Annotated in this window: 15 protein-coding genes; 11 read left to right on the plus strand and 4 right to left on the minus strand. The window is 62.9% G+C overall.

Annotation, left to right across the window (positions count from 1 at the left end; translation table 11 throughout):
* Window positions 1-76 precede the first annotated feature (76 nt).
* The gene (gene dksA / locus NKI10_RS10410; RefSeq protein ID WP_023673491.1) at window positions 77-493 is read left to right on the plus strand and encodes an RNA polymerase-binding protein DksA; all 417 of its coding nucleotides are present in this window, start codon (window positions 77-79) and stop codon (window positions 491-493) included.
* Between the two features lie 179 nt (window positions 494-672).
* Here dksA and NKI10_RS10415 read toward each other — a convergent pair whose 3' ends face one another.
* Window positions 673-1,389 (minus strand): flagellar biosynthetic protein FliO, encoded by a 717-nt coding sequence (locus NKI10_RS10415; RefSeq protein ID WP_023693371.1) that lies wholly within the window; start codon window positions 1,387-1,389, stop codon window positions 673-675.
* A 205-nt stretch (window positions 1,390-1,594) separates the two neighbouring features.
* Here NKI10_RS10415 and cckA point away from each other — a divergent pair, with 205 nt between their 5' ends.
* Complete coding sequence (gene cckA / locus NKI10_RS10420; RefSeq protein WP_352859799.1) at window positions 1,595-4,165, plus strand: cell cycle histidine kinase CckA; 2,571 nt, start codon at window positions 1,595-1,597, stop codon at window positions 4,163-4,165.
* Between the two features lie 84 nt (window positions 4,166-4,249).
* A complete protein-coding gene (locus NKI10_RS10425) occupies window positions 4,250-4,960 on the plus strand; it encodes a purine-nucleoside phosphorylase (RefSeq protein ID WP_023736554.1) in 711 nt (236 codons plus the stop codon).
* Window positions 4,961-4,965: 5 nt separating this feature from the next.
* Here NKI10_RS10425 and NKI10_RS10430 read toward each other — a convergent pair whose 3' ends face one another.
* Complete coding sequence (locus NKI10_RS10430; protein ID WP_023670924.1) at window positions 4,966-5,268, minus strand: ribbon-helix-helix domain-containing protein; 303 nt, start codon at window positions 5,266-5,268, stop codon at window positions 4,966-4,968.
* A 220-nt stretch (window positions 5,269-5,488) separates the two neighbouring features.
* Here NKI10_RS10430 and NKI10_RS10435 point away from each other — a divergent pair, with 220 nt between their 5' ends.
* The 3 genes from NKI10_RS10435 (at window position 5,489) to NKI10_RS10445 (ending at window position 8,112) form a co-directional block, all read left to right on the plus strand.
* The gene (locus NKI10_RS10435) at window positions 5,489-5,884 is read left to right on the plus strand and encodes a VOC family protein (protein WP_352859802.1); all 396 of its coding nucleotides are present in this window, start codon (window positions 5,489-5,491) and stop codon (window positions 5,882-5,884) included.
* A gap of 80 nt (window positions 5,885-5,964) precedes the next feature.
* Window positions 5,965-6,489, plus strand: coding sequence for a gluconate 2-dehydrogenase subunit 3 family protein (locus NKI10_RS10440; RefSeq protein WP_352859804.1), 525 nt, complete (start codon window positions 5,965-5,967; stop codon window positions 6,487-6,489).
* 51 nt (window positions 6,490-6,540) lie between these two features.
* Complete coding sequence (locus NKI10_RS10445) at window positions 6,541-8,112, plus strand: GMC family oxidoreductase (protein ID WP_023684618.1); 1,572 nt, start codon at window positions 6,541-6,543, stop codon at window positions 8,110-8,112.
* Between the two features lie 64 nt (window positions 8,113-8,176).
* Here the strand turns inward: NKI10_RS10445 and NKI10_RS10450 are convergent, their stop codons facing one another.
* The gene (locus tag NKI10_RS10450; protein WP_352859806.1) at window positions 8,177-10,090 is read right to left on the minus strand and encodes a PhoX family protein; all 1,914 of its coding nucleotides are present in this window, start codon (window positions 10,088-10,090) and stop codon (window positions 8,177-8,179) included.
* A 117-nt stretch (window positions 10,091-10,207) separates the two neighbouring features.
* A complete protein-coding gene (locus NKI10_RS10455) occupies window positions 10,208-10,603 on the minus strand; it encodes a hypothetical protein (RefSeq protein ID WP_352512622.1) in 396 nt (131 codons plus the stop codon).
* Between the two features lie 313 nt (window positions 10,604-10,916).
* Between NKI10_RS10455 and urtA the strand changes: the two genes are divergently transcribed.
* The 5 genes from urtA (at window position 10,917) to urtE (ending at window position 16,701) form a co-directional block, all read left to right on the plus strand.
* Window positions 10,917-12,227, plus strand: a complete 1,311-nt coding sequence (gene urtA / locus NKI10_RS10460) for an urea ABC transporter substrate-binding protein (protein WP_023684621.1) — start codon at window positions 10,917-10,919, stop codon at window positions 12,225-12,227.
* Window positions 12,228-12,339: 112 nt separating this feature from the next.
* A complete protein-coding gene (urtB, locus tag NKI10_RS10465) occupies window positions 12,340-13,956 on the plus strand; it encodes an urea ABC transporter permease subunit UrtB (RefSeq protein ID WP_352859809.1) in 1,617 nt (538 codons plus the stop codon).
* Entirely contained in the window at window positions 13,953-15,185 is a 1,233-nt protein-coding gene (gene urtC / locus NKI10_RS10470; protein WP_352859811.1) for an urea ABC transporter permease subunit UrtC, read from the plus strand. The genes urtB and urtC overlap by 4 nt, the downstream gene beginning before the upstream one ends.
* A gap of 4 nt (window positions 15,186-15,189) precedes the next feature.
* Window positions 15,190-15,936, plus strand: a complete 747-nt coding sequence (gene urtD / locus NKI10_RS10475) for an urea ABC transporter ATP-binding protein UrtD (protein WP_352859813.1) — start codon at window positions 15,190-15,192, stop codon at window positions 15,934-15,936.
* A 69-nt stretch (window positions 15,937-16,005) separates the two neighbouring features.
* Window positions 16,006-16,701, plus strand: a complete 696-nt coding sequence (gene urtE / locus NKI10_RS10480) for an urea ABC transporter ATP-binding subunit UrtE (RefSeq protein ID WP_023688639.1) — start codon at window positions 16,006-16,008, stop codon at window positions 16,699-16,701.
* The last annotated feature ends 502 nt before the right edge of the window (window positions 16,702-17,203 follow it).

Here is a 17,203-nt window from a genome sequence, read left to right on the forward strand (position 1 = left end):
GCGCGCGGATTACGCTTGTGCAGCCTTCTCTGCGCGAATATATAGGCGCCAAATTTGGGGTTGTTGGGTGAGTCGAATGAACGATATCGTTACAGCCAATTACGTACCCTCCGAAGACGAGCCGTTCATGAACGAACGGCAGAAATCCTACTTTCGCCTGAAGCTCGTCACCTGGAAGACCGACATACTGCGCGAAGCGCGCGAAACACTCGAAATCCTGCAGCAGGAAAATGCCAACCACCCCGATCTCGCCGATCGCGCTTCCTCGGAAACCGACCGCGCCATCGAGCTTCGCGCCCGCGACCGCCAGCGCAAGCTCATTTCAAAGATCGATTCGGCGCTGCAGCGCATCGATGAAGGCACTTACGGCTATTGCGAGGAAACCGGCGAGCCGATCGCGCTGAAGCGTCTCGACGCGCGTCCGATCGCGACCTTGTCGATCGAAGCGCAGGAGCGCCACGAGCGCCGCGAGAAGGTCTATCGCGACGATTGAGCCGCTGCCGTCAGGCAGGACTGTTTCATCAGAAATGGCCGGGTTTCCCGGCCATTTGTGTTTTTAGCGAAGGGTTTAATCGCACGAAGTTAAAGCGCGTCGCGCTGAACGGATTTGTGCGACGCGCTTTAAGCGGCGTTCCGATCGGGAATCGGCAAGATGTGACGGTTCGCCGGGCTTTATCGTTTCTGGCTGGCGAGTTCGCCGAGCAGCTTGGTCATCTCGTCGTCGAGAGACTGCGGTGCCTTCGCAGCCGGCTTGCTTGCCGGTTTGGGGTGCGAATCGTCGAGCGAGACCTCGAGCTCCCGCATCAGGGTATCGTCGATGGACTCATGCTTCGGTGGCGGGGCCTGCCGGGCAGTATTGGCGGCGGAGCCATAGGCCGGCAGCGGTGTCACATTGCTCGCCTGGTAGATTTGAGCCGGTTTCGGCGCCGGTGCGGCCTGGCGCGGCGGAACGGCGGCTGGAGCAGCCCTTACCGGTTGCGGCGGTGGCGCCTGCCTTGCGGGCGCGGTGGGAGCGGGTTGTGCTGCGCGCGGCCGCGGCGCCTGTTGCTGCTGGCCAACACCGCCATCGCCGGTCAATGCCGGACGGCGTGGCGCTGCAAGTCTGATATCGCGCTCGACGACAACGTCGGTCGGGCCGCCGATCAAAAGCAGGTGTTCGATGTCGTCGCGACGGATGAGCACCAGCCGGCGGTGGCTGTCGACCGCCGTGGCGTCCATGACCGCCAGCCGTGTCTTGCGGTTCCTGCCGCCGGCAACGAAGGTGCCGAAGGTCAGGTTGCGGACCAGCCTGATGATGATGAGCACGATGACCAGCAGGACAAGGGCAGCAAACGTCCACAGCAGCGCTGCGGCATATCCGGGACCCGCCACATTATCCAGCCACTGCATCGGTGCCCCCAATCGGCTTTTGAAGTGGAGGGACACTAGACCGTTGCGGCCAGCCACCGCAAGTTGCCTTCACGCTTCGTGAACAGCTTGAAAACACCGACGCGTCATTTTTATCCGACATTTGCCGCCAGGGCCTTTTCCGGATTAGGAGAATGTGATTCAACCGGCCGGGGGCGGTGTCGGACAACTCACGAGCAGGGGGCATATGGCCAGGGAAACGCGCGGCGATTTCTATCCGGTACCGATCGTCGATCAGAACACGCGGCCAGGCGCGGTTACCCGGCTCATCGTGTTCATCATCGTCCTGACCGGGGCCGCGATCGTTTTCGGCATTTTCCGCGAGCGTCTTGGCGATCCGTTCCTGCTCGGCATGCTGGGCGTGCTTGCCATGATCGGCGTCGGCTTCCTGTTCGCCACGGCCATCGGCTTCGTGCAGATCGCGCCGCGTTCGACCGGGGATGAACTGTCGAAGGCCTTCGTCGATTCCATGTCGCAGGGCCTGATCGTCACCGACACCAAGGGCCGCGTGGTCTACGCCAACCGGGCCTATGCCGAGATGACCGGGGCTGCGTCGGCCGCCGATCTGAAGACGGTCGAAGGCCTGCTTTCCGATGTCCCCGAAGCTTCGGTGACCATATACCGGCTGGCCTCGGGCTTGCGCGATGGCCAGGCCGGCGACGGTGAGTTCCGGCTGGCACAGTCGATCCGGCCGGGCGCCGAACCCGGCGCGCGCTGGTACCGGGCGCGAGCCCGTACCTTCAGCGTTCCCGGTCAGCGCCTGCCGATGCTTGCCTGGCAACTCGCCGACATCTCGCGGGAACGGGCCGAGCAGGAGCGTTTCTTCCTCGACCTGCAAAAGGCTATCGACCATCTCGACCATGCGCCGGCCGGTTTCTTCTCGGCCGACCAGGAAGGCCGTGTCACCTACATCAACGCCACGCTCGCCGAATGGCTGGGCATCGATCTGGCGAGCTTCACCCCTGGCGCCGTGACACTCCCGGAAATCGTCGCCGGCGACGGCATGGCGCTGGTGCGCTCGGTCAAGGCCGATCCCGGCACCACCCGCAACGCCGTCATCGATCTCGATCTGACGACGACAACCGGCGAGGCGGTGCCGGTGCGCTTCATGCATCGGGTCTCGGCCAGCCGCGAGGGGACCAACGGTCCGACCCGCACCATTGTGCTCAACCGCACCCAGGGCGAGGACGCATCGGCCGACCTTCGGGCTTCGGAAGTGCGCTTCACCCGTTTCTTCAATTCGACGCCGATGGCCATTGCTGCCGTCGACAATGGCGGCCGCATCCTGCGCACCAACGCGCCGTTCCTGTCGCTGTTTTCCTCCGTCGTCGACGGCGACGCGGTTGACCGCCGCGTGCGGCTGGACACCGTGATCCATGAGCGCGACCGGCCGGCCTTTGCCGCCGCGTTCGAAAAGGCGCGGCTGAGGCAGGCCGACATCGAGCCGATCGACACGCTGCTGCCAGGCAATGAGGAGCGTCACATCCGCTTCTACGTCAACGCCGTCGCCGACGGCACCGGCGAGGGCGCCGAGGAATCGGCCATCGTCTATGCCGTCGAGACCACCGAGCAGAAGGCGCTCGAGGGCCAGATGGCGCAGAGCCAGAAGATGCAGGCGGTCGGACAGCTCGCCGGCGGCATCGCCCACGACTTCAACAATGTGCTGACCGCCATCATCATGGCGTCGGATCTTTTGCTGACCAATCACCGGCCGTCGGACCCGTCCTTCCCCGACATCATGAACATCAAGCAGAATGCCAACCGGGCGGCCTCGCTGGTGCGGCAGTTGCTCGCCTTCTCGCGCAAGCAGACATTGCGGCCGGAAGTGCTGAACCTGACCGACGTGCTTGCCGATCTCCGGATGCTGCTTGCCCGCCTGGTTGGCAACGAGATCAAGCTGAAGGTCGACCACGGCCGCGATTTGTGGCCGGTCAAGGTCGATATCGGCCAGTTCGAGCAGGTGGTGGTCAACCTGGCCGTCAACGCGCGCGACGCCATGCCGGCCGGCGGCGACCTCACCGTGCGCACCCGCAACGTCACCGCCGAACAATGCAAGAGCTTCTCCTACCGCGAGCTCACGCCTGCCGACTATGTCGTGGTCGAGGTCGAGGATAGCGGCTCGGGCATTGCGCCGGACGTGCTGAAGAAGATTTTTGAGCCGTTCTTCACCACCAAGGAAGTCGGCAAAGGCACCGGCCTTGGCCTGTCGATGGTCTATGGCATCATCAAGCAGACCGGCGGTTTCATCTTCTGCGATTCCGAAGTCGGCAAGGGTTCGACCTTCCGCATCTTCCTGCCGCGCCATATCGTGGAGGCGAAGAAGCCCGGCGACGTCAGCGAGGCGCCGGCTGCGCCGGTGAAAGCCGCCGACAGCGCCAAGGACCTGTCGGGCTCGGCCACGGTGCTGCTGGTCGAGGACGAGGACGCCGTGCGCATGGGCGGCTCGCGGGCGCTGACCTCGCGCGGCTATACCGTCCATGAGGCCTCCTCGGGCGTCGAGGCGCTGGAAGTCTTCGAGGCGCTCGGCGGCAAAGTCGATATCGTCGTGTCCGACGTGGTGATGCCGGAAATGGACGGACCGACGCTGCTCGGCGAACTGCGCAAGCGCCAGCCCGACATCAAGTTCGTCTTCGTGTCCGGCTATGCGGAAGACGCTTTCGCCAGAAACCTGCCGCCGGACGCGCAATTCGGCTTCCTGCCGAAGCCGTTCTCCCTCAAGCAGCTGGCCACCGTGGTCAAGGATGTGTTGGAGTCTTAGGGCGCCCTAATTCAAAGCTTGCGCAATGACGTGACGCTGCCATGATTGCAGGCGAAACGGGCGGCGGGTATTGGGGAGCATGTCGTGACGCCGCACAACGAGGCTGCCAGGGGCGACTATGCCGCAACGGTGCTGTTACCGGGCGATCCGCAACGCGCCGAGTGGATGGCAAAGACATTTCTTGAGGCACCGCGCTGCGTCAACCGCCGCCGGGGCGCACTCGGCTTCACTGGTCTCTATCGCGGCCGTCCCATCAGCATCCAGGCCACCGGCATCGGTGTCCCGTCTTTCCTGGTCTATGTGCATGAACTCCTGGATGTTCACGGCGTCAAAACGCTGATCCGCACAGGTACCTGCGGCGGCCTGACACCCCGCGTGCCGCTGCGCTCCTTGGTGATCTCGCAGTCGGTGCGCGCCGAAAGCGACCAAAGCGGCCAGGTCTTCGGCCTCTACGATGCTGCCGCCGGGCCCGATCCCGGCCTGTTCGCCCACGCTTTGGCCTGCGCCGCCCAGCTCGGCATCGACCACCAGGCCGGGCTGACCATCTGCAGCGATGTCTTCTACCACCCTGAAGGGCGCGACCGCTTTGCCGAAGCGCAGGCGCTTGGCGCTCTCGCTGTCGATATGGAAACCAGCGCACTCTACCGAATCGCGGCGCATTTCGGCGCCCGCGCGCTGTCGCTGCTGACCGTCGTCGACAACATCGTGACCGGCGAACAGACTGCCTATTCCGAACGTCAGGCGCTGTTCACCGATATGGCGCGGCTCGGGCTCGACGTTGCGGCGGAAGGCTAGCTTCCTCAGGCCGCTTCGCGCTTCGGCGTCAGCTCATCCATGTCTGGCCGGTGACCGCGCAGATAGAGCGCGCAGGTGGTACGCAGCATCGACGCGAAGTTGGGAATGGCGCCGTTGATCTCGATCGCCTCGTCATAGAGTTTTGAGATGAACTTCGGCGTCGTCAGGCCCTGGCTGTCGGCAATTTCGTCAAGCAGCGCCCAGAACGTTCCTTCAAGCTGGATACTCGTAGAGTGACCGTCGATGCGGATCGACCGGTTGATCTGTCGATAGCCTTCCGGATCCTGCCCGGCAAAAACCCTGCACATCCTTACCTCCCGATATTGTTGGTTTTGGGCGCAGCGTGTCGCGCCTTCAAGTTGTGGTTGTCCCTGCATGTTCGGCCTTGTGGGCCGAATCGGCAATCGGACTTTCGTCTTTAGGCGCAGGCATAGCAGCGATTGCAAATTTAGCCGTGGTAACCGGCTGCCACCACCTTTCGCGCGTGCCGCCCATAATCGCCTCCAACATGCAGCGGCGGAGACTGATTTGGCGAAGGCAATCCATTCCATGATCCGGGTTCTCCAAGAGGCCAGATCCGTCGATTTCTACAGAAACGCTTTCGGGCTCGACGTCGCCGACAGGCTGGATTTCGAGACATTCACGCTGATTTACCTTGCCAACGCCGAAACGGGGTTCGAGCTCGAACTCACCGTGAACAAGGGCCGCACCCAGCCTTATGGGCTTGGCGACGGTTACGGCCATCTGGCGGTCTCGGTGTCCGATCTCGACAGCGAACACGACCGGATCGGCGCGCTCGGCCTCAACCCCAAGAAGATCGTCGAATTCAACCGCGACGGATCGCTGATCGCCCGCTTTTTCTTCATCGAGGACCCCGACGGCTACAAGATCGAGGTTCTGCAGCGTGGAGGGCGCTTCCAGTAGGGGATTATCAGCCGCATTCAGCCGCGCGGCGCCAGCAACGGCGCTGTTCAAGGGCGCAAACAGCAAGCAGGGAGGAACAAATGGTCACGATCTATGACGCGAGGCTCTCACGTCGTGCACTTCTCAAACGCGGCGGCATCGGCGCGTTGCTCGTCATTTCCGGCAGCGCCGTCATCAGCCCTGAAAATGCCTGGGGGCTCGAGACATCGGCGCTCAAGCCCGAAACCATGGCGACGCTGATCCAGATGGCGCGCGACATCTATCCGCACGATCAGGTGCCCGACAAATACTACGCCATCGCCGTAAAAGGGCATGACGAGCAGGCCGGCAAGGACGCTGCCTACAAGGCGATGATCGAAGACGGCATCGCCGACCTCGACAAGAAGTCGGGCGAGGGCGGCTATCGCGGCCTCGGCTGGGAGGAGCAGCGCGTTGCCGTGCTACAGCAGATCGAGGCGACGCCGTTCTTCCAGTCCATCCGCGGCGGCCTCGTCGTCAGCCTCTACAACCAGCAGGAGGTGTGGCCGATCTTCGGCTACGAGGGCGAATCCTACTCCAAGGGCGGCTACATCGCGCGCGGTTTCGACGACATAGAGTGGCTCTGAGCCCTTCCGTCGTTCTGAAACCCGGCAAACAGGAATTCATGGGAGGAAACCATGGCAGCTTCATTTGATCTCAACAACGACGGCGTGGTCGTGATCATCGGCTCCGGCGCCGGCGGCGGCACGCTCGGCAACGAACTCGCCCAGAAAGGCGTCGATGTCGTCATCCTCGAGGCCGGCGCGCGCCACGAATACGAGGATTTCATCAATGACGAGTGGGGTTCCTTCAGCCAACTCGCCTGGACGGACAAGCGCACAACCTCAGGCGACTGGCGGGTGTCGAAGGATTTCCCCAATTTGCCGGCCTGGATCGTCAAATCGGTCGGCGGCTCGACCACGCACTGGGCCGGCGCCTCGCTGCGCTTCCAGGAGCATGAGTTCAAGACGCTCTCGACCTACGGCAAGCTGGAAGGCGCCAACCTGCTGGACTGGCCGGTCACATTGGCCGAGATGGAGCCTTACTACGCCAAGGCGGAAGCCAAGATGGGCGTCACCGGCACCAATGGCTGGCCGCGGCTGCCCGGCAACAACAACTTCAAGGTGCTCAAGGCCGGCGCCGACAAGCTCGGCTATAAGGAATGTCATACCGGCAACATGGCAATCAATTCGGTCGAGCGGGACGACCGCAACTCCTGCCAACAGACCGGCTTCTGCTTCCAGGGCTGCAAATGGGGCGCCAAATGGTCGACGCTCTACACCGAGATTCCCAAGGGTGAGGCGACCGGCCATCTCGAGGTCCGGCCAAACGCCATGGCGATCAAGATCAACCATGACGCTAGCGGAAAAGTGACCGGCGTCGTCTATGCCGACAAGGACGGCAAGCTGCAGGAGCAGAAGGCCCGCATCGTTGCCGTCGCCGGCAACTCGATCGAAAGCCCGCGCCTGCTGCTGAACTCCGAGTCAGCGAAGTTTCCGCAAGGGCTTGCCAATTCGTCGGGGCAGGTCGGCAAGAACTACATGCGCCACACCACCGGTTCGGTCTACGCCATTTTCGACCAACCGGTGCGAATGTATCGCGGCACCACCATGGCCGGCATTATCCGCGACGAGGCGCGGCACGATCCCTCACGCGGCTTTGTCGGCGGCTATGAATTCGAGACGCTGTCGCTCGGCTTGCCCTTCATGGCCGCCTTCCTCAATCCCGGCGGCTGGGGCCGTTCCTTCACCACCGCGCTCGACCACTATGATCACATGGCTGGCCTGTGGATCGTCGGCGAGGACATGCCGCGCGCGGAAAACCGCGTCACGCTGCACAAGGACGAGAAGGACGCGCACGGCATGCCGATCGCCGACGTGCATTTCGATGATCATCCCAACGACACGGCGATGCGCAACCATGCCTACAAGCAGGCCACAGCGCTTTACGATGCGGTCGGCGCGACGCGCTCCTTCCCGACGCCGCCCTATCCCTCAACCCACAATCTCGGCACCAACCGGATGAGCGAAAAGGCGGAAGACGGCGTCGTCAACAAGCACGGCCAGGCGCACGACATCAAGAACCTGTTCGTGTCGGACGGCAGCCAGTTCACGACCGGTGCGGCTGAAAATCCGACGCTGACGATCGTGTCGCTGGCTATCCGCCAGGCCGAATACATCGCTTCGCAAATGTCGGCCAAGACGATCTGAGCCGTCCTCCCGGATCGCTACGCGGAACGCGCATGGCGCGTTCCGCCTTTTTCACTAGGACTCACTATGCGCCGACCGGCTGTCCGTCCCTGCGGCGGATGGCGACGACGGAAGGTCGCGGCAACTGGCCGTCTTTGAAATCGGGCCATAGCGTCTGCGCCTTGTCGAGCGTCTCGGCATCTTCCGCAGGGTGCTGCACCGACAGGAACAAAGTCGTGCCGTCCGGCGTGAAGCACGGGCCGGTCGCTTCGGCGCCGTGCGGGCAGGTGAACAGCAGCTTCGGCAGGCCGCGCGCCGCACCTTCGGTGTCGACGCCATAGACGCCGTCCGGCAGGTCGAAATCATTGGCGCCGTCCGTCGCCACCCACAGCCGCCCCGCCGGGTCGAAGGTGATGTTGTCGGGGCAGACGAACCAGCCATTGTCCGACGTGTCCGGATGAAAAGTGGCGCCGACCTTGGCATCTTTCGGGTTGCCGCAGAGCACGAACAGGTCCCAGGCATACTTTTCCGCCGTGTGGTCGGCATCCGCGCCGCGGCCGCCGGGCGGGATCAGTTCGACAATATGGCCCCAGAGATTTTCCGGCCGCGTGTTGGCCGGATTGACCTTTGACCGGTCGCGCTTCTTGTTCTTGGTCATCACCGCATAGACGCGGCCGGTCACCGGATTGGTCTCGATGTCCTCGGGCCGGTCCATCGGCGTGGCGCCGAGCGCATCTGCCGCAAACCGCGTCTTCAACAGCACCTCGGCCTGGTCGGCAAAACCGTTCTCGACGGTAAGCTTGCCCTGGCCGTGCACCAACGGCAGCCACGTCATCGAGCCATCGGCATCGAAGCGGGCGACCGACAGCACGCCATCGTCGAGCAGATCGGCGCCGGAGGCCGGGTTGGCCTTGTCATAGGCCTTGGCCGAGACGAAGCGGTACATATATTCGAAATAGTCGTCGTCACCCATATAGACGACAACGCGGCCGTCCTTGTTGAGGACCACGGTCGAGGCCTCATGCGACATGCGGCCAAGTGCCGTGCGCTTCACCGGCCTGGACTGAGGATCGTAAGGGTCGATCTCGACCACCCAGTCGAAGCGGTTGGCCTCGTTCGGTTCCTTGTCGAGGTTGAAGCGGTCATGGAAGCGGCCGCGGCCATAGATGTCGGAGCCGTCGAAGCCGTAACGGTCGAGCAGGTCGGCAGTCGGCGCCTTTTTCGGGTCGCCGCCGAAAATGTCGGACACGCCTTCCTCGCAGGTCAGCACCGTACCCCAGGGGGTGAAACCGCCGCTGCAATTATAGCTGGTGCCGAGCACTTTCGTGCCAGTCGGGTCGGCCGAAGTTTTCATCAGCGCATGGCCGGCAACCGGTCCGGAAACGGTCATTTCGGTGTTGGCGGTGATGCGGCGGTTGAGCGGGCTGTCCGCCACGGTTTCCCACTTGCCGTCCTTCACCTGCACCTCGAGGATCGAATGGCCCATCGCGGCCATGCCGAGATTGACCTGTTCCCTGGTCATCGTCTTGCCGGCATCGCCCTCGGTCATCCCCGGAAACATCACATTGGGCGAGATGTATTCGTTGTTGACGCAGAGCAGGCCATGATCGGAATTCACCGTGCCCTTGGGCAGCGGCATGAAGGCGATGTAGTCGCAATTGTAGCCGAAGCGCTTTTCCTGTTCCTCCGCCGCGACCTTGTTGCCGTCGAATTCGGCGAGGCCGGCTGCAAGCGGGTCGCCCCAGCGCGCGACGATGGTCGTCTCATAGCCTTCGGCGGCGGCATGGGTCTTGTCGTAGACCCGCTTCAGCTCGGGAAAGCCGAGCGTCGACTGCGCTGCGGCGGCATGCGTTTCGCCGGCAAACAAGGAGCCGACAAAGCTGCCGCCGGCAATCAGCGCGCCGGAGGCGAGGCTGCCTTTCAAAAGAGACCGGCGCGAGACGCGCTCGGCAATGATTTCGCGGATGACGGGGGAGGATGAAGACGGTGTATTGGCCATGGTGTCTGCCTCTCAGGGTGGATGTTGCGGCGCACCGTTGCCCTAGTCTGCTTAGGCAACATTCACATGACATAAGAGGAAGGTTTTGCCGCAACTGGGCGCGGCACTACGCATCGCTCAGCCCTTGGTGCAGGTCGAGGCGGTGAAGGCGCCGTCGGGCTGCTTCAGAATGATGTCGAATGACGGGGCGGTCTCGCCGTCCAGTGTTGCCTGTGTCATGGAGACGGAGTTGCCACCGGTGGTATAGCCGCCCAGCGGCCCGAGCCAGGTGATCTCGCCATTGGCGTTCATCTGATAGTTGTAGCCTTGCAGCGCCGTTCCGAACGTCACCGGGCCGGTATAGACATTGCCCTTGATAGTGATGTCGCCGAGGTTGAGGAAGGCGCCGAGCAGGTAGACCTCGCAATGATAGGTGCCGTCAGGAAGTTTGCCCTCGCTGAAATCGGCGCGCGCGGCGCCGCTCGTTGCCATCAGCAGCAGGATGCCGGAAATGCGTGAGATGCGAGATGTCATGACGTCTCTCTTTTGAAGGGCGAGCTTGCCCTATTTTTGCGCGGTGCCGCAACATTGTTCGCCCGGAACCCACGGCCGGAGATCAAAAACTAGGCATTTGTCTCAATTGGGCGAAAATTAGGCAAAAGTCGTGTGCGCTGCGCAAATTTGCCTCAATCAATTTTACCGGCTGCCTTTGTTGTTTCTCCAGGCTAATATACCAACCGGCTGATAACGCTCGGCTATTCCATCTTTGTGAGCGGCGCCTTCGCGTTTGGCACGGCAGTTGCTTTGCATTGTCGCGGTGCAATCAAACAGCTTGGGAGTCTTCGGTATGAGGGGTAATTTCTCCACAATAACAAAAATGTTTTCGGCGGGCGTGATCGCCGCCGGCCTGTCGATGTCGTCTCCGGCCAAGGCCGCCGAAGACACGATCAAGGTCGGCATTCTGCATTCGCTATCGGGGACCATGGCGATTTCGGAGACGACGCTGAAAGACGCCATGCTGATGCTCATCGAAGAGCAGAATGCCAAGGGCGGTCTGCTCGGCAAGAAGCTCGAGGCGGTCGTTGTCGATCCGGCCTCCAACTGGCCGCTCTTTGCCGAAAAGGCGCGCGAGCTGATCTCGAAGGACAAGGTCGCCGCCGTGTTCGGCTGCTGGACCTCGGTGTCGCGCAAATCGGTGTTGCCGGTGTTCTCGGAACTCGACAACATCCTGTTCTACCCCGTCCAGTATGAGGGCGAGGAAAGCGAGCGCAACGTGTTCTACACCGGCGCCGCCCCGAACCAGCAGGCGATTCCTGCCGTCGATTATCTCATGAGCGAGGACGGTGGCTCGGTGAAGCGCTGGGTGCTGGAAGGCACCGACTACGTCTATCCCCGCACCACCAACAAGATCCTCGAGGCCTATCTGAAGGCCAAGGGCGTCGCCGCCGAAGACATCATGGTCAACTACACGCCGTTCGGCTTCTCCGACTGGCAGACCGAAGTCTCCGCAATCAAGAAATTCGGCTCTGCCGGCAAGAAGACCGCCGTCGTCTCGACCGTCAATGGCGACGCCAACGTTCCGTTCTACAAGGAACTCGGCAACCAGGGCATCAAGGCCGAGGACATCCCGGTCATGGCCTTCTCGGTCGGTGAGGAAGAGCTGGCCGGTCTCGACACCGCGCCGCTGGTCGGCCATCTCGCCGCCTGGAACTATTTCGAGAGCGTCGACACACCCGAAAATAAGAAGTTCATCGCCGACTGGCACAAGTTCATCAAGAATGACAAGCGCACCACCAACGACCCGATGGAAGCCCACTATATCGGCTTCAACATGTGGGTGAAGGCGGTCGAGAAGGCCGGCACCACCGATCCCGACAAGGTCATCGACGCCATGGTCGGCGTGTCCGTGCCGAACCTCACCGGCGGCTATTCGACCATGATGCCGAACCATCACATCACCAAGCCGGTGCTGATCGGCGAGATCCAGGCCGACGGCCAGTTCGAGACCGTGTCGCAGACGCCCGGCCTCGTGATGGGCGACGAATGGTCCGACTATCTGCCCGATTCCAAGGACCTGATTTCGGATTGGCGCGCGCCTCTGTCCTGCGGCAACTTCAACGTTGCCACCGGCAAATGCGGCGGCAAGGGCACGAACTGATCCCTCCCGGGACTGACCGATCGTGGACGCGTCCACGATCGCTACCGCCAAGCGTCCGGGCGCTTCAGCCCGCCCGGACGCGGAATTTCCCCACAGAAGAGTATCTGAACGGATGATCCTGTTGCGCACTCTCGGCCTCATGCTGGTGTTCCTGGTGGCAAGCCTATTGCCGTCGAACGCAGCCGAAGCCGATCTGCGCGCCATCGTCGCCAAATTCGCCACGGGCACGGGCTTTGCCGCCACTGAGGCTGTTGTGCGCGAACTTGCCGCCACCGGCGATCCGCTGGTTGAACGGCCGCTTGCAGCCCTCGCCGAAGGCAATCTCTACATTCGTAAAGCCGATTCAGCCGTCTTCGTCGGCGCTGAGGCCGCCGACAGCGTCACGCTGCTCGACCCGCTGAGCGGCGAGAAAGCCGGCGACGCCGCCAAGGCCGACATCACCAAGATCAAGGTCAACAACACGCTGCGCCGTGTCATCCGAGATGCGCTGGGAACGCTGACGTTGCGCGCGAAAGATCCTTCTGTCCGCATCGCCGCCGCCGACACCATGTTCAAGACCCCCGATGCCGCCAATACCGAGCCGCTCGATGCAGCCATCGCCGCCGAGACCGACGCCAAGGTCAAGGCATTGTTCGAACAGGCGCGCGCGGCATCGGTGCTGGTCTCCGACAAGCCGGAGGCCGACAAGCTTGCCGCCATTGCCCTGGTCGGCGCGCGCGGCGACCGCGACGCGGTCTCGCTGCTCACCGCGGTCGAGGCCAATGCGCAAGGCGCGGTCAAGGAAGCCGCGACGGCGGCAATCGCCAGCATCAATTCGAGCCTGGCGCTGTGGGATGCCGGCCAGAACATATGGTACGGCATCTCGCTTGGCTCGGTGCTGCTGCTGGCCGCCATCGGCCTCGCCATCACCTTCGGCGTCATGGGCGTCATCAACATGGCGCATGGCGAGATGGTGATGCTCGGCGCCTACACCACCTTCGTCGTCCAGCAGGTGATCCGAACCTCATTCCCCGGCCTGTTCGACTGGTCGCTGGTGATCGCGCTGCCGCTCGCCTTCCTGGTTGCCGCTTCCGTCGGCCTGATCATCGAGCGCGGCGTCATCCGTTTCCTCTACGGCCGGCCGCTGGAAACGCTGCTCGCAACCTGGGGCGTCTCGCTTGTCCTGCAGCAGGCGGTGCGCTCGATCTTCGGACCGACCAACCAGGAGGTCGGCAACCCCTCCTGGATGTCGGGATCGTTCGATGTCGGCCAACTCGCCGTCACCTGGAACCGCCTCTGGATCCTGGTCTTCGCGCTCACCGTCTTCGGCGTGCTGCTCTTTGTTATGAAGCGCACGCCCTGGGGCCTGCAGATGCGCGCCGTCACCGCCAACCGCCGTATGGCCGCCTCGATGGGCATCAGGACGCCTTGGATCGATGCGCTGACCTTTGCGCTCGGCTCCGGCATTGCCGGTATTGCCGGCGTCGCGCTCAGCCAGATCGACAATGTCTCGCCCAATCTCGGCCGCGGCTACATCATCGACAGCTTCATGGTCGTGGTCTTCGGCGGCGTCGGCAATCTCTGGGGCACGCTGGTCGGCGCCTTCTCGCTCGGCATCGTCAACAAGGTTCTCGAACCCTATGCTGGCGCGGTGCTCGGCAAGATCGTCGTGCTGGTGCTGATCATCCTGTTCATCCAGAAGCGCCCGCGCGGCCTGTTCGCGCTCAAGGGCAGGGCGGTGGAAACATGATCACGGGACGCTTCTTCGCCGCGGGTGCCGACCGTCGCATCGCCATCACTATTTTCATCCTGCTGACGTCCGCCATTATCGTGCCGCTGCTCAACCTCGCAGTGTCGCCGCAAAGCGCGTTCTATATTCCGTCCTACATCGTCGCGTTGACGGGCAAGTACCTCTGCTATGCATTGCTTGCCTTGGCGCTCGATCTCGTCTGGGGCTATTGCGGCATCCTCTCGCTCGGCCATGGCGCCTTCTTCGCCCTCGGCGGCTATGCGATGGGCATGTACCTCATGCGCCAGATCGGCTCGCGCGGCGTTTACGGCAATCCGATCCTGCCCGATTTCATGGTGTTCCTGAACTACAAGGAATTGCCCTGGTTCTGGACCGGTTTCGACCACTTCTGGTTCGCCGCCATCATGGTGCTGGCGGTGCCCGGCCTGCTCGCCTTCGTCTTCGGCTGGTTCGCCTTCCGCAGCCGCGTCACCGGCGTCTATCTCTCCATCATCACCCAGGCGATGACCTACGCGCTGCTGCTCGCCTTCTTCCGCAACGACATGGGTTTCGGCGGCAACAACGGCTTGACCGATTTCAAGGATATTCTGGGCTTCAACGTGCAGGCCGACGCCACCCGCTCGGCCCTGTTTGCCGCCAGCGCCATCATACTCGCACTCGCCGTCTTCATCACCTGGGCGATCGTCGGCTCCAAATACGGCAAGCTGCTGATGGCGGTGCGCGACGCCGAGAGCCGCACCCGCTTCCTCGGCTGGCGGGCGGAGAACGTGAAGCTGTTTGCCTTCACCGTCTCGGCTGTCATGGCCGGCATCGCCGGCGCACTCTATGTGCCGCAGGTCGGTATCATCAATCCCGGCGAATTCGAGCCGTCCAATTCCATCGAAGTCGTGATCTGGGCAGCCGTCGGTGGGCGCGGCACCATTGTCGGCCCGATCGTCGGCGCGCTGCTGGTCAACGCCGGCAAATCCTGGTTCACCGGCCTGCTGCCGGAGTTCTGGCTGTTTGCGCTCGGCGGCCTGTTCGTCGCCGTAACCCTGTTCCTGCCCAAGGGCATCGTCGGCATGTGGGATTCCTGGCGCGGTAACGCTCGGGCGATGCGGGCTGCAGCGATTGCAGAGGAAGCGGGCACAGACCCTGATGCCCCGCCGCCATCGAAGATCGTGCGCAGCGCAGCAACAACGCCCGGTGCCTGGTCCGCGTCCGGGCCCGAACCGCAGCCGGCGGAATAGAGCGATGTCGAAGTCCAACACCATCCTCTATCTCGACGGCGTCTCGGTCTCCTTCGACGGTTTCCGCGCCATCAACAATCTGTCGCTGGTGCTCGACAAGGGCGAGATGCGCGCCGTCATCGGTCCCAACGGCGCCGGCAAGACGACGATGATGGACATCGTCACCGGCAAGACCCGGCCCGACGAGGGCGAAGTGTTCTTCGACGGCCAGGTCGATCTGACCCGGCACGACGAGGCGGAGATCGCCATGATGGGCATCGGCCGCAAATTCCAGAAGCCGACCGTCTTCGAAAGCCACAGCGTCGAAGACAATCTGATGCTGGCGCTGAAAGGCCCGCGCTCGATCTTTCCGGCGCTGTTCCATCGCCGCTCGGCCGCCGAAGCCAGACAGATCGACGACATCCTCGGCATCATCCGGCTGGGCGACAAGCGCCACGATCTGGCAGCCAATCTCAGCCATGGCCAGAAACAGTGGCTGGAGATCGGCATGCTGCTGGCGCAGGACCCGAAGCTGCTTTTGGTTGACGAGCCGGTCGCAGGGATGACCGATGCCGAGACCGAGGAAACCGCGCGGCTGCTCAAGGACATAGCGCGCGAGCATTCGGTCATCGTCGTCGAGCACGACATGCATTTCGTGCGCGAACTCGGCGTCAAGGTCACCTGCCTGCATGAGGGCTCGGTGCTGTCGGAAGGCTCGCTCGATTTCGTCTCGGCCGACGAGCGGGTCGTCGAAGTTTATCTCGGGAGATGAGCATGGTCTGGCGGGTGCAATTCCATCGCTTCGACTTTTCGTTCCTCCGCTTCTGGAGAAGGCGCTGACATGCTCGAAGTTTCCAACGCCACGCTCCATTACGGCGCTGCTCAGGCGTTGCGCGGTGTGTCGCTGACGGCGGGTGCCGGCAAGATCACCTGCGTGCTCGGCCGCAACGGCGTCGGCAAGACCAGTTTGATGAGATCGATCGTCGGCCACCACCGGCTGACGAGCGGAAGCGTTGCCTTCGAGGGGAAGGCGCTCGACCGGAGCGCGGCGTATGATCGCGCCCGGTCGGGCATCGCATTCGTACCGCAGGGCAGGGAGATCTTTCCGTTGCTGACGGTGCGCGAAAACCTGGAGTCCGGCTTTGCGCCGTTGAAGCGCGCCGACCGCAACGTGCCGGCGCATGTCTTCGAACTGTTTCCGGTGCTGAAGCAGATGCTGGGGCGGCGCGGCGGCGATCTCTCAGGCGGCCAGCAGCAGCAGCTCGCAATCGGCCGGGCGCTCGTCATGCGGCCGAAACTGCTGGTGCTCGACGAGCCGACCGAAGGCATCCAGCCCTCGATCATCAAGGACATCGGCCGCGCGATCCGCTATTTGCGCGATCAGGCCGGCATTGCGGTGCTTCTGGTCGAGCAATATCTCGATTTCTGCCGCGAGCTCGCCGACGAGGTCAACATCATGGACCGCGGCCAGATCGTCCACACCGGCCCGGCCGAAGATCTCGACCGGGCGGACGTCAGGAAGTTTCTGACGGTTTAACGCAGGTCGACGGCTGCACGGATCGTACACGTCGAAGATTGGCTGAAATGCCCACAATCACTTCGTCATTCTAGGGCGGAGCCAAGGAGCGGAGCGACGCGCGCAGACCCTAGAATCCATGCCGCGACATCAGCCAAAGAGTGCCGCGATGCAGAACAAGATCGCTTCTGCGGCACATTGGCATTCCACATTCTGCACCGTTAATGACGCTTCTTCGTCCCGGCATGGATCCCTGGGTCTTCGCTCCGCTTCGCGTCGCTACGCCCAAGGATGATGAAGTCGCGAAGGTCCGCACCCGTTGCGTCGGACTTTCGTCCGATGCCGCCACACTCTGGCACGCCGAATACTGCATGCTAGTCTTTCCTAGGCCTCGGTGAGTCGGCCGCTTCCGTATCAGTCTGGTTCTGTAGCAGATCGAGGGAATATGCTGGCTCAGCCTGCAAGTTCCACGCAAGCAAGCCACCCTAGCTTCCCTCGCAGTTCTGATTGTCGGTCAATGCGT

It is taken from the genome of Mesorhizobium sp. M0802, from assembly GCF_040320115.1.
Lineage (GTDB): Bacteria > Pseudomonadota > Alphaproteobacteria > Rhizobiales > Rhizobiaceae > Mesorhizobium.

Bases quoted from the DNA above. Each gene is read 5' to 3' on its own strand.
- dksA (WP_023673491.1), top strand. From the start codon at position 77: ATGAACGATATCGTTACAGCCAATTACGTACCCTCCGAAGACGAGCCG.
- NKI10_RS10415 (WP_023693371.1), bottom strand. From the start codon at position 1,389: ATGCAGTGGCTGGATAATGTGGCGGGTCCCGGATATGCCGCAGCGCTG.
- cckA (WP_352859799.1), top strand. From the start codon at position 1,595: ATGGCCAGGGAAACGCGCGGCGATTTCTATCCGGTACCGATCGTCGAT.
- NKI10_RS10430 (WP_023670924.1), bottom strand. From the start codon at position 5,268: ATGTGCAGGGTTTTTGCCGGGCAGGATCCGGAAGGCTATCGACAGATC.
- NKI10_RS10440 (WP_352859804.1), top strand. From the start codon at position 5,965: ATGGTCACGATCTATGACGCGAGGCTCTCACGTCGTGCACTTCTCAAA.
- NKI10_RS10445 (WP_023684618.1), top strand. From the start codon at position 6,541: ATGGCAGCTTCATTTGATCTCAACAACGACGGCGTGGTCGTGATCATC.
- NKI10_RS10450 (WP_352859806.1), bottom strand. From the start codon at position 10,090: ATGGCCAATACACCGTCTTCATCCTCCCCCGTCATCCGCGAAATCATT.
- NKI10_RS10455 (WP_352512622.1), bottom strand. From the start codon at position 10,603: ATGACATCTCGCATCTCACGCATTTCCGGCATCCTGCTGCTGATGGCA.
- urtA (WP_023684621.1), top strand. From the start codon at position 10,917: ATGAGGGGTAATTTCTCCACAATAACAAAAATGTTTTCGGCGGGCGTG.
- urtB (WP_352859809.1), top strand. From the start codon at position 12,340: ATGATCCTGTTGCGCACTCTCGGCCTCATGCTGGTGTTCCTGGTGGCA.
- urtC (WP_352859811.1), top strand. From the start codon at position 13,953: ATGATCACGGGACGCTTCTTCGCCGCGGGTGCCGACCGTCGCATCGCC.
- urtD (WP_352859813.1), top strand. From the start codon at position 15,190: ATGTCGAAGTCCAACACCATCCTCTATCTCGACGGCGTCTCGGTCTCC.
- urtE (WP_023688639.1), top strand. From the start codon at position 16,006: ATGCTCGAAGTTTCCAACGCCACGCTCCATTACGGCGCTGCTCAGGCG.